Raw genomic sequence first — 13432 nt, 5'->3', positions numbered from 1 at the left:
CACAAACACGCAATAAGTGAAACCGGAAGTATCAAGGGCGTCAATCAGCCAGATCAGACTCTCAGTATGAGCGGGTAGTGAGGGGATAACAACGGATAGACTGGAACCTTGAGCAAACCCACTGCGTCTACAACAGTTGGGTACCCGACGCAACTTTATAGAGAAATGATTAGCAGACAATTAAAGGAAGGTCAAACTTGAAAACATTTAGGGTAAGCTCTCACAGTATAAACAGCCACCGACAGTCAGTAGACAGAAGTGGTTGTCAGGGACTAGACTTGCTGAGGGCGGAAAGGTTAAACTACTGCCGAACAAAGTATGGTGTCTCAGGCAGTGTCTGTAGTCCCAACGGTTTTATTGACATGATTGCGGAGGAGTGAAAAATCAATGACATCACAACCACAAATAGGTAATCCGACAAGACTTGATGAAATACTTGGCTCGGGTCCTAATTTTTGGGATCAAAATTCGATAGTAGCGGTGAAGCCGGATACGGTTTTAGGGGGAATCGGCAATGACACGATTCTCTCAGCCACTTTGGGCGGCAGTCAAATTGAAGGCAACCAAGATAATGATGTCCTCACCAGTAGAGGCCCTAACGATACACTTTTCGGGGGTCAAGGCAATGACTCGCTGATTGTTGAAAACGTTTCTCGGGCAATTGGCGACGATGGTCGTGATACCCTAACAGCCAGTTCAACGGCGAGCCTTTACGGTGGGGCTGACCGAGATTTTATTTTAGCTTTATCCGTTAACAACCTACAGTTTGGAAACGCGGGTAATGACACCATCTTAGGCGGTGTTCAAGGCGGTGACTCCATCTACGGAGGTAAAGACGATGACCTGATCGGGTTCTCGACCGCAGGCGGTGGTAGTAATATTGGTATTAACATCGGCTCTGCAATTGCAGGCGTTAACCAAGGTCGTAACTTCGTTGCAGGAAACCTCGGTAACGACACAATTTTGGGTACAGGTGAGTCGGAAAGCCTCTACGGGGGTCAAGGTGATGACTCTGTTGTTGGGGTGGGAAGCACGACCTTTGCAGCAGGTGACTTGGGTGATGATGTTGTCATTATTCAAAACCGGATTGAAGAACGGACTGCGATTGGCTTTACAACCTCATCACCGTCTACTCTCGGTATCAGCCGCACAACTTTAGAAGGGGGCGAGGGTAACGACTCTCTCAGAGGGGGTATTGGTTTATTTGGTGAAGGTAGCAACATCTTTGATGGGGGTGCGGGTAGCGACACGATTCAAAGTTTTGCCGTCCAAGATTCCATTTTCGGGGGCGATGGGGATGACAGTCTGATGACAATGACCTCAGATGTCCTCACGGCTCAAGGCGTCAACAGCAGTTTACCGGGTTTTGCCGGAGAAAGTACCCTCGATGGCGGAGAAGGCAGTGATACCCTAACTGCTGCCTTTGAAAGCGATATCATGCTTGGCGGTGGCGGGGATGACCTGATGTCTGGCTTGTTCACTCTCATGGATGGTGGAGACGGCAACGACACCCTCGATGGAAGTGGCTTCGTTAGAGAAGGAACCACTTCACTCGAAGTCAGTCTGTTTGGGGGAGCGGGGGATGACTTCCTCAGCGGTGCCTTTCAAGCGGGTACAGTCACTGACGCTATTAGTGACATTCCTGGGGCAACCGGTTTGGTCAACGTCTTTGCGGGCGGTTCTGGAAACGATACCATTACCCTCAATTCCACCAGTGATGTTCTGCTCACAGACTCCGCAAACCTCGAAGGAAACGACAGCATTACTGCCTTTAACATCGAACCGGCTGAAGGCGAAGTCTTTGTTCTGTTTGATACCTTAGGTGACAACGTTATTGACGGTAGTAACGGCGATGACAGTATCCGAGGCGGTGCGGGGGCTGATGTCCTGCGTGGGGGTACACAAGTTGCAATTACAAATGACAACCTGGGCGCACTGGACGAGATCGGAGCTGGAAACGATACGATCGCCGCAGGCGGTGGAAATGACTTCCTGTTTGGTGGACAAGGTGATGATTCTCTGGTGGGTCAAGATGGAGATGATACCCTCCAAGGTAGCTTCAACTCCGACCCCGCAGCAGATGGGCCTTCTTTTGGAGATACCTTAATCGGTGGAGAGGGCAGCGACTCCTTCTTCTATCAGTTTGAAGCAGAAGTCTTCCAAAGCACCGGAGCTGGCACTACGTTAGCCGACTTAATTGGTGACTTCAGCATTGGTGTTGATAAGTTAGTCTTTACTCGTGCTTCGGGTACTAACGGTGGCTTTGAGTTTAATTCCACTGGACGCCCGAATGACAGTGAGTTAATTGAACTCGGGGCAACTCAAATCTATCTCGATAGTCCTGGAAGCAATGTCAGCACTGCTAATACTGTGGTTGCAGATGTTGATACCGGAGTTCTGGTTTACCAGCGCCAAGGCGGTGTGTTGAAGTATGACCCGGATGGTTTAGGCCCAGATCTAGAAACAACTGTCGCTCGCTTTAGTTTGGAAAATGGACGTGGCCCTGACTTATCTCGGACGGACATTATCTTTATCTAAACGAGTCAGTAAGTTCTGTTGAATTCTTCATTCAATTAAAAGTAGGATGGGCATTGCTCATCCTATTATTTTTTTATAGATCTCCAGGAAGTAATATCAAATACGGAAAATAATCTTACATATCTTTCTCCCCACTTCCCCATCTCCCCATCTCCCTAATCCTCTGTCAGACTAACAAATTTCACTTGTTTTCCAATTAAGTTCAAAAAACTAGAGCCAAAATGTTGAATTTCGAGAAAGTTAGCATGACTAGGGGCGGGTTTATAGATTTTAAACGTTTTCATAATTCCGAGTGTGGCTGCACTTTCTAATGGCCCAACAAAACTACAATCTCGATCTAAAAAATAGGGTTGTTTCACCCAATATTCCATCTGTTCAGCATTTAAAAAATAACAGCCAGAATGAGGGTTTAAAGCCCGTTGAAACTTCACCGACTGTTCCATCACTTTTCCTACAAATTGCGGTTGTTCCTGGACGTTTTGAAACTTAGCCGTTAGATGAGGTAAAAGATCCCCATCTACATAAGCTTTTGCGACTTGACCATTGGGAGAAACTTCATAGCGATTTAATTGCAATAAACATCCATTTCCTGCATGATGAGTGAACCAACCTAACTTGACAAACAACCACGGATCATGCAAAATTAAATCATCTTCTAAATAGCAATAATAATCATACTGACCTAAACAATCCCGTAAAACGGCTTGACATTCAAACCCTAATAACATTGGTTCTGTCTGAGTTTGATGATGTTTAAAACTTCCCGCAGGCAAGGGAATATGAGACAGCAAATGGGCATCTTGAGTCGTACAAATAACAATATCAATCTGATTTCTGTTGCTTTGATTAGCCGGAAGTGTGACACATTTAGCAATATCAATTGTACATTGAGACTGACTGTACAACCCTCGTAGCGCCGTTAACGCCATACTTAATGCAATCATACGCGGACGAGGATCTTTATCGAGAGAAGCGTGTTTTCCCTTGTCAGTGGCTTGATAAAAATGGGGAAGGGTAAATAGAATTCGCATTGCTTATTACCATATATTGATTTATTCTACAAACAATTCCGGTACCCTTTGGCGTAATTGTTGATTTAACTCTGGTAAGCGATCACGCATTTGCAGATACCAACGGCGTCGTTCGGGATAATGTTGGCAGAGTAACCGATGGTTTCGTACCCATTCATAGGCATTGGTAGCGAGTTGTTGGCGAAATGTATGATTAACGATTAATTCGTTTAACTTCGTTTCAAACTGTTTAATTGTACGATAAATTAGTCCGGTTTCTCCATCTAGAATAGATTTTTCATAAACCGTTGGACTCGCTAAGACAGCAACGCCATGACCTGCACATTCGATAAATTTTAAATCTGATTTCATTAAATTAACGGGTGTAGCAGCCAGAGGCAATAATCCAATATCACAAGAATGTAGAATCTCTTGGTACCGCTCATAACTACAAAAGGGTTCAAATTCTTTATTCGGCGTTTCGAGTGTATCAAAAAATAAGCGATCATGGATTACTTTGACTCGCACTTTTTGTTGATATTTTGCTAAAACTTTGTTTAACGTTTTAATAATTGGCTTCCAGTCTTTTTCCCGATTTAATGCGCCAAAAAATATCGTCACAACATCTGTTTGATACTCTCGCGGAGGCGGTAAATAAGCCAATTGATTTGCAAAGACAGCGACATGAGGATTAAGTTGTCGTAAAAACACCCCTAAAGCCTCGGTTGAGGTTTGTACACCATGACATCCCCGATAACTTAAATAACGATTTTCTGCATATTCTTGCCGTCGAAGTGGATTATCATCAATTTCCGCAATAATCAGATAATCTTGTTGGAGGAATTGTCTTAATTTGGGGAGATAATCTTGATCAGACATAATTGTTCTCTGCCAAATTATCACCTTTTCTTCTCCCGGTATGGGCGCAACTGTCGGAAAAGATTTAACCGCAGAAACAGCACGAGTTCCGAGTTGAGTTTGAGTCAACCGATCTGGTTCTAAAACCCGTACGCGATCGCAAGCCGTTGGCGCCATCATAATTGTTTGAATCAGTAAGCGACGCAGCGGTTTAGGTGAACGAGTTGCTCGGATTAAATAGCGTTGGGCAGCCGTTTGAGTGGCAAAACGATTCGCATCTAAACCTAATGCTTGAATCATCGGTTGCATCAGTTGTAAAAACTGTTGAAATTGTTCATCTTTTTGTCCGCGAGTTTGGATTTCACAGATTTGAAGTCCCGCAGATTGAAATAAATATTGAATTTTTTCTAAGGTGAATTCCGGTTGGGGAGTTTGTTCGAGTGAACTCAGGGTTTGATCGTCAAAACTTCCCCATTTTCCCTGTAACAAATTTACAATTTTCCGCCAATACTGTACATTATAAATACAAGCGATTACTTCTCCTTCAGTATGTAACCAATTCCTGTGATGCTGAAGAATTTGGATCGAGTTTTTCGTTAAGGGGAGAATATTATCATAGACCAAACAATCAACCTTACCCCCTTCTAAACCGATAGATTTCAGTTCAATCTGCTGAAAATCTCCGACAATCACCCGATCAAAATGTAGACAGGCTTCAGCCTCTTGAGAATTTGATACAATTCCAATATATGAACAGTGAGGATTGATTTGCTTATACTGACTTGCTGTTGTGTTCGGTAGACATCCAACTTCCACAATAACTTGAGCATTGGCGCTTAACAAGGTGAGCAAATCAGAAGAGGGGGAGAACGGATGAAAACGTTGTTCTTCTGGAGTTGGAGAGCTAGCTATATTTGCATTCATAAATTTAACAGCCAGACTACACTCAATGTTTAATCTAATCCTTAATCCGTTGTATCCAACAAGGACAGCTCAATCTCATCCTTGCAAACGGACTCAACTGTTTTTACTGTATCATAAATTTAATGTTTTTTTGCGAATTCACAGGCTCTATTGACTCCTGTATAAAAATCGAATCAATCTTGAACAGAAGACACCGAACCCAAACAATCTCTGTTAAGCTCTAAACGCAATATTTTTATTTTGATTTAAAGTTTACCTCTACTCATCATGCCACGAGTTTCTGTTGTTATACCAACTTATAACCAAGCCACCTATATTTCTCAAGCTATCGATAGTGTTCTTAATCAAACCTATCAATATTTTGAGATCATTATTGTCAATGATGGATCTTCCGATCAAACCGTCGATAAAATTCTAGAAAACAACGATCCTCGTATTCGACTCTTTAGCTTTGAACAAAATCAGGGCGAAAGTGTAGCCACAAATTATGGAATTCAACAAGCGCGAGGAGAGTTGATCGCGATTCTACATTCAGATGATGTATTCGTTCCACAAAAGCTAGAAAAACAAGTTTTATTTTTAGATCAAAATCCTCAATTTCAGGCGGTTTTGAGTTATCCTCAGCTCATTGACAGTCAAGGTAAAAATTTACCCCCTTCTAACTCTTTCCTCGACAAAGTTTTTATTCAGAAAAACCGGACTCGCTTTCAATGGCTAAACACCTTTTTTAGTAAAGATAACTGTCTCTGTCAAACAAGCTCTCTAATTCGGAAAGACTGTTATTCGCAAATTGGCTTCTACGACGCTCGCTTTCGACAAATTCCTGACTTTGATTTTTGGGTGCGATTTTGTCTAAACTATGAACTTTATATCTTACCAGAAGCTTTAGTCAACTATCGAGTTCATCAATCTAATATTAGTGGAATAAAACCTGAAACAATCATTCGTCATAACTTTGAACTCTCCCAAACTTTAAAACGGTACTTCTGTCTGGAGGTGTATAGAAATCTCCTCAAAATATTCCCCGATCTCCTAGATGTAGGCGAACAACTTGAACCTCAATTAGCTGATTTTTTAATTGCCAGACAAGCCTTAAAAGTCGAACGTTCACCTCATCAATACTTAGGCTTAGATACCCTATTTAACCTACTGGGAGATCCAAAAAAATCTCAACTCATTAAACAATATTATCACTTTGACCATTCTAGCTTGTCTGATCTAACGGGAAGCACTGATCTGTTCAACTTGATGACAACTCACCCACTCAAAACTCAATCCCCCTCACCCAAAACAGATGTTAAAACCAACCCAATATTACCATCAACCCTTCAGAGTGATCCTAAATTTCCTCTCGTAAGTTTAATCATTCCCACCTACAACGGAGAAGCCTTTCTAGCTGAAACACTCAAGAGTGCTTTCTCTCAAACCTATCCGCATTTAGAGATTATTCTATCTGATGATGGTTCTAGCGATAAAACCCTAGAAATTGCTCAATCATTTCAACAAAACACCTCTATCCCGTTTGAAATTTATCCTCATTCAAACTATGGCTTAGTAGAAAATTTAAACTTCTCAATTTCCCAAGCACGAGGAAAATATATCAAGTTTTTATTTCAAGATGATCTCCTCGAACCGCACTGTATTGAAACTCTAGTTTATTTAGCAGAACAAGATTCAGAAATTGGTTTAGTCTTCTCTGCACGGCGAGTTTTTATTGATGAAAATTCTCAATCAAATCCTCTCTGTCAAGCCGCTTTAAATGGAGGGAAAGATCTTCATCAACAATGGTCAAATCTCAAGCCCATTCAGTTTGGTCAAGAACTCTTATCTGATGCTAACTGTTTAAAAGGACAACTCAATAAAATTGGTGAACCCACAACCGTATTAATTCCTAAAGCTGTTTTTGAAAAAGTCGGGGGTTTTGATGCAAATCTTCATCAACTTTTAGATGGAGATTTATGGTTTAGAATTATGGGACATTATAAAATTGGTTTTGTCAATCAAACTCTCTCTAGCTTGAGAATACACACCCAACAACAAACCCAAAAAAATATTTCCGTCGGCCAAAACCTCAAAGATTATCAAAGACTATATGAAAAGATACTGTTTCATCCAGACTATCAGTTTTTGAATGCTGAGTTTAAATCTCAAATTTTTCAAAAGTTAGTCGCTAAAACGCCAGACTATTTTCCCTTAACTCAAAACCTGATTAAACAGTATCAACAAAATCCAGTCGATTATTTGATACAAACTTATTTGCGTCAAATTCGTCAAATTCTTGCTCACCGATGGCTGACTTTACCGATTGATCAATTAAAACAAGCTTATCAAGGAGATTGGGGTCAAACTCATCGGGCTTTAATGGGTTGTGGTTTACTAGAAGAACAACAAACAGACTCTGAAATAATATTTGTCCAACGATTAACTCAACAAGTTGCTCAAGGATTTCAAGAGGTTAAAGGAATTCAGGTCGTGTTAGCAGCAATGCTTTATCAAAAAGCGTATCAACTTCCTCTGCACTATCAAAATGCTTTAATTCCTAAATATATCTTTCAAGATTTTCTGGAGTTTTTATTTACAGGAGTTGGAGTGTGTCCAGAATTAGACGAAATCAACCAGTTTGTTGAGTTTATGCACAATTTACTCGACTATATTTATCATAACCTCATGACCGAAACAAAAAATCCGGTTTGGTTGTATATTGCTTCTGTTTATAGTCAAGTTAGTCAAGGAGAAACCTGGAAACTGTCTCCTTACCCCCAGAATTTAAAAACGTTATACAGTTATCGTGCAGATATTATTGAAATTTATTTAAAGCAAGCTGGACACAAAATTGATCATAATTTTACATCTCCCAACTCCCCTTCGAGTAAAATTTCTTGGGGAATTGTTATCGATAAAATTGGATTTAACACTGATACTTTTGCCCTTATTCCTATTCTTAAAAAAATCGACTTGACACAATTTGAACTGATACTGTATAGTTTTAGTATAGAAAAAGGTATATTGGGTGAACTATGCCAACACTTAAAAACACCCCCGATTCAACTCTCAGAAACTCTCCATGAAGCCGCTTCCCGCATCCGTCAAGATCGCCTTGATTTCCTGCTGTTCGGGTCTGATGTCACCGCCGGGGCCCACTCAATTTTTCAACTAGCACTGCACCGACTTGCGGACAAACAACTAATCAGCACAGCGACTCCGCTCACCAGTGGCATTCGCAACATTGACTACATCCTCACCGGAGAACTCACCCAAGCCGAGAGCGAACAATCACACTACCGAGAGAAAGTCATTAGCCTCAAAGGGTCAGGATTTTGTTGGAGTTATCCCGAGCAACTTCCCAGTCCGACCGTACAACCGACTCGCCAGAGTTGGGGAGCAACCGAAGACAAGGTTATATTTGCAGTCAGTGGTCAACTAAATGCAATCACGGCAGAATTTAGACAGATGTGGAGTCAAATTCTAGCCACCGTTCCTCAATCAATCCTCGTCCTACTTCCCCAAACCTCAGACCCCCAAAATCATCTGATTAGCCCGTTTTTCCATCATGTACAATCGGATCTCAACCAACGAGGAATCGATCCTAAACGGTTTGTGATGGTTAAGCCCTTAAATTCATGGGCGAATTTGAAAAAATGTCTAAGTTTAGTCGATATCTATTTAGACTTATTTCCGAGTCACGAAACCTTCTCAATGGTTGAAGCCTTACTCACCGGAGTTGTACCTGTTGTTTACGAAGGTCAAACCCCTCGCCACCGACAAAACGCCGCCTTATTGCGAGAACTGGAAATTCCGGAATTGATTTGCTCAACTGCGATCGCCTATATCCAACTCAGTCAAACACTCGCCACCGACTCCAAACAACGCCAACAATACCGCCAAAAAATTCAGCAAAATCTCCAAAAAAATCCACCCTTTCTAGATAGTCAAAGCTATGTTAAACAATTGGAAGCTGTGTTAAAAAACCTCTAATCTTCTCCAGTTAATCCAGTAACGTCAAGACCAAACAACAGCCCTTGAATAACAACGTCAACTCAGCCCATCCTGAAAACACTCACTCCAAGCTGTTTAATGAATTCTAGGGGAACAGTCAGATTGATGTCAGAAGTAGAGACACTCTAGGGTACTCTTAGACTAGACTGGGAAGACTCACAGACATCAATGCCCAATTCGCAGGCATCCAGGCAATTGGGCGATGCAATTCCCACGACGGAGCGGTAATTACAGGGTCAATCCCTCGCTGAGGGTCGGTTGTGTCTGCTATTATCGGGACAGAAAGTATTATATGGTATTCGGGGTTGCTGTGGCAGTCCCGCAGCTTAATGAATAGGGATAGTGCAAGTCCGTTGGAGAGTCCAATGACAGGAGTGTACAAAGTCGGAGAAACCGTCATCAAAGGCGAAGAAATTCCAGCGCTGCTGAAGCGTTATCAGTTAATGCCTCAATTTCTCAGAGAGGTGATCATTGATGGTGCAATCACCGAGATAGAATGTAGCCCAGAAGAACAGAAAGCAGCATTAGAAAAATTTGCCGCTCAACATCAACTCACCTCTAGCGAAGCCCAAGAAGCCTGGCTAAAAAGCCAAAACCTCACCACAGAAGATCTACAAGCGATCGCCGAACGTCCTGTAAAGCTCGAAAAATTTAAGCAAAATACTTGGAGTAACAAGGTCGAAAACTATTTTATCAGTCGCAAAAGCAACCTAGATCATGTCGTTTATTCTCTGATTCGGACAAAAAACTCCGGACTTGCTCACGAACTGTACTTTCGGGTTTTAGAAGGAGAACAATCCCTGGGCGAGGCCGCTCGCGAATACTCTGAAGGGCCAGAATCTCGCACTGGAGGATTGTTAGGGCCAGTCCCTCTGTCTCAGCCGCACCCGGCAATTAGTAAACTGCTGTCGGTGAGTCAACCGGGACAACTGTGGGCGCCGCGTCCATTAGCCGAATGGATGGTGATTATCCGTCTTGAAAAGTTTATTCCGGCACAATTAGACGAGTCTATGCGTCGTCGTCTCATTGATGAACTGTTTGAAACCTGGCTGCGTGAACAACTGACGGCAGTCGGTTCGCTTGAACCCCTTCAAACCTCAGTGTCTTCTGTATTATGACCACAACCACCGTATCTCACACTCAGATTCGCGCTTTTTTAGAGGAAACCAGTCCCTTTGATCGGTTGTCAGAATCCGCTCTCAAAGCCGTACTTCCCAAATGTCAACTATTGGGTTATCGCACCGGTCAACCCATCTTTGAACGGGAAAAAATGCCCACCCAAGTGTCGATTATTTATCAGGGACAAGCCCGTTTATTGGGGTATGACCTGAGAACACAACGCCACATGAGTTTACGACTCTTGGGGGCCGGGGAAATCTTAGGGTGGCCGGGGTTAATTCGAGGAAATCCTTGCGAAACAGCGATCGCCTCGACCGATATGATTTGTATTACCCTCGCGGCTGAGGAATTTTTACAACTGGTCAGTCGAGAACCTAGTTTTGGGGAAGCCTTTCGCGATCATGCCAGTATCAGTGAAGTTTTTGAGTTACTCAGTCAAGAAGTCCAACAACGAGCCAATTTAACCGGAAACCTCAAAGAATTTAGTCTCGATGTTTGGCCAGATGCCATTGTGGTTAACCTCCTCAACGGTCAAAAGCGAGTCTCAGACTTAGCCGCGATGTTAGATCCAGAGCGGGTTTGGCTGATTAGTAGCGGTAAAATAGGGGAGTGGGAAACCGGAAACCGATTGCAATTAGAAGGGGGTCTTGGCTCTCTAAAAATAGAAGGGCCTTCTGGAGTACGGTTAGTGGGCCTTCGTCCCAGCCTGAGTTCACCCCCAGAAGCGCCAGAGGGAGAAACCCCAACTCTGGAGAAACCTACAGCAGACATTTTTCAAGATATTCCCCTCGCTCCGCCCACGCCTCCAGAACCGGAACTTGAAGACGCTTCCTCACAACGCTTCCCCATCGTTCGGGGGTCAGGACAAATTGACGCGCCCTTAGCTTGCTTTAATATGTTGAGCAAGTTTTACAAGGTTAACTTCCGTAAAGATCTGGTGAAACGGGTACTGGAAAATCAATTGACTACTGTCGGTTCCATTAGCCTACAAGCTTGTGGGGCAGTGGCTCAAATGATGGGTCTAAACGCTCAATTGGTGCAAGTTCCCGCCAAAGCCATTGGACGTCTCAAAGCCCCGGCTATGGTTGAATGGCAAGATAGTTTTGCGATTCTCTACAATATCACCGAACGAGAACTCACCATTGCCACACCGGAACGAGGCCTCAAACGGATGCGCCCGGCTCAATTTGGTGAGGCTTGGGGCGAATCCGGACAAGTCTTGCTCCTGCAACCCCCCAAAATTGAACAAAAAGAGCAATTTAGCTTTTGGTGGTTCTGGCCGGCGTTGATGGAGCATCGCACCGTTTTTGTCGAAGTGCTGCTGTCTTCGTTTTTTGTGCAACTGTTTGGGCTGGTTAACCCCCTGATGACCATGATCATTATTGATAAGGTCTTGGGACAGCGCAATATTGACGCCCTGAATATTTTGGGGATTTTGATGTTGGGGGTAGCCTTATTTGAAGCTTTACTTTCAGCCCTGCGAACGTACCTGTTTGTTGATACCACTAACCGCCTGGATGTCCGACTTTCAGCGGAAGTAATTGATCACTTACTCCGACTTCCCCTGAACTATTTTGATAATCGTCGAGTCGGAGATTTGGTGGGACGGATTGGAGAGTTGGCCAATATTCGTAGCTTCCTCACCGGAACCGCCCTCACGGTTGTCCTCGATGCCGTGTTTTCCGTCGTTTATGTGGCGATGATGTTCTATCTCAGCGTCCCGATGGCGATTGTGGCGTTGGCCCCGTTACCGCTGTTTGCGGGCATTATTATCATTAACTCTCCAATTGTCCGACGGTTGCTGCGGAAAAAAGCCGAACGTTACGCCGACTCCCAATCCTACCTCGTCGAAGTCCTCAACGGGATTCAAACCGTTAAAGCTCAAAATATTGAACTCAAATCTCGTTGGGAATGGCAAGGACGCTATGCTCGGTTTATGAGTGCGAGTTTCAACACCATCTTGACTCAAACGGCTTCAAGTTCGATTAGTAACTTCCTCAACAAACTCTCGGGACTGGCTTTGCTGTGGGTCGGGGCCTATTTAGTCATTGACAATAAATTAACGATTGGGGCCTTAATTGCTTTTAGAATTATCGCCGGAAACGTCACCGGATCACTACTGCGATTTGTCAGTGTTTGGCAAAGTTTCCAAGAAGTGGGAATGTCCGTTGAACGTCTGCGAGATGTCTTAGATTCTCCCCCGGAAGTCGATTCCGATGACCGTAATAATATTCCCATGCCAGAAGTCAATGGCGAAGTCATCTTTGAAGAAGTATCTTTCCGGTTTGGAGAAAGTGGGCCTCTACAAGTGGCAAACGTCAATTTAGAGTTTCCCGCTGGCTCATTTGTCGGTATTGTGGGCTTGAGTGGTTCGGGTAAAAGTACCCTAATGAAACTCCTCCAACGTCTCTATCCGCCTATGTCTGGCCGGATTAAGATTGATGGCTATGATATTACCAAAGTAGAGATGTATTCGCTGCGTCGTCAAATTGGGGTGGTTCTGCAAGATACGCTGTTATTTAATGGTACCGTTCAAGATAATATTGCTCTGAGTAATCCCGATGCCGGAAGTGATGAAATTATTCGAGCGGCGAAAATTGCAGCAGCACACGAGTTTATCATGGGTTTGCCCAATGGGTACAATACTGTTGTGGGAGAACGAGGGGGATCTCTGTCAGGGGGACAACGACAACGAATTGCGATCGCGCGTACTGTCTTACAAAATCCCCGCTTACTGATTCTCGATGAAGCCACCAGTGCCTTAGATTATCAGTCTGAACGCCTGGTTTCCGAAAATTTAGAAGTAGCTTTTGAAGGTCGAACCGTCTTTTTTATTACCCACCGTCTACCAACGGTTAGAAATGCCGATAGCATTATTATGATGGATCAGGGTTCAGTGGTAGAGCAGGGCAGCCATGATGAACTGATGGCACTCAAAGGACGTTATTACTGTCTATTCCAACAACAGGAATCTCAACAATAGTAGG

Annotated in this window: 6 protein-coding genes; 4 read left to right on the top strand and 2 right to left on the bottom strand. The window is 43.4% G+C overall.

Annotated elements, in window-relative coordinates:
- The first annotated feature begins 387 nt into the window (after positions 1–387).
- The gene (locus tag M595_RS07630; protein WP_040483750.1) at positions 388–2538 is read left to right on the top strand and encodes a beta strand repeat-containing protein; all 2151 of its coding nucleotides are present in this window, start codon (positions 388–390) and stop codon (positions 2536–2538) included.
- Between the two features lie 155 nt (positions 2539–2693).
- Here the strand turns inward: M595_RS07630 and M595_RS07625 are convergent, their stop codons facing one another.
- Together M595_RS07625 and M595_RS07620 are read right to left on the bottom strand one after the other, a co-directional pair.
- The gene (locus M595_RS07625; protein WP_023065576.1) at positions 2694–3569 is read right to left on the bottom strand and encodes a hypothetical protein; all 876 of its coding nucleotides are present in this window, start codon (positions 3567–3569) and stop codon (positions 2694–2696) included.
- A gap of 21 nt (positions 3570–3590) precedes the next feature.
- Positions 3591–5330: a glycosyltransferase family protein gene (locus tag M595_RS07620; RefSeq protein WP_023065533.1), complete on the bottom strand. Its 1740-nt coding sequence runs from the start codon at positions 5328–5330 to the stop codon at positions 3591–3593.
- A gap of 267 nt (positions 5331–5597) precedes the next feature.
- Between M595_RS07620 and M595_RS07615 the strand changes: the two genes are divergently transcribed.
- From M595_RS07615 to M595_RS07605, 3 genes are all read left to right on the top strand, one after another.
- Positions 5598–9305 (top strand): glycosyltransferase, encoded by a 3708-nt coding sequence (locus M595_RS07615; protein ID WP_023065550.1) that lies wholly within the window; start codon positions 5598–5600, stop codon positions 9303–9305.
- Between the two features lie 386 nt (positions 9306–9691).
- On the top strand, positions 9692–10444 hold the full coding sequence (locus M595_RS07610) for a peptidylprolyl isomerase (RefSeq protein WP_023065487.1): 753 nt from the start codon (positions 9692–9694) through the stop codon (positions 10442–10444).
- A complete protein-coding gene (locus M595_RS07605) occupies positions 10441–13428 on the top strand; it encodes a peptidase domain-containing ABC transporter (RefSeq protein WP_023065575.1) in 2988 nt (995 codons plus the stop codon). Before M595_RS07610 ends, M595_RS07605 begins: the two co-directional genes overlap by 4 nt.
- The last annotated feature ends 4 nt before the right edge of the window (positions 13429–13432 follow it).

The sequence above is a fragment of the Lyngbya aestuarii BL J genome, assembly GCF_000478195.2.
In the GTDB taxonomy this organism is placed as follows: domain Bacteria; phylum Cyanobacteriota; class Cyanobacteriia; order Cyanobacteriales; family Microcoleaceae; genus Capilliphycus; species Capilliphycus aestuarii.
The sequence above is the reverse complement of the archived record's forward strand: the minus strand, read 5'-3'. Positions and strand labels throughout refer to the sequence as shown.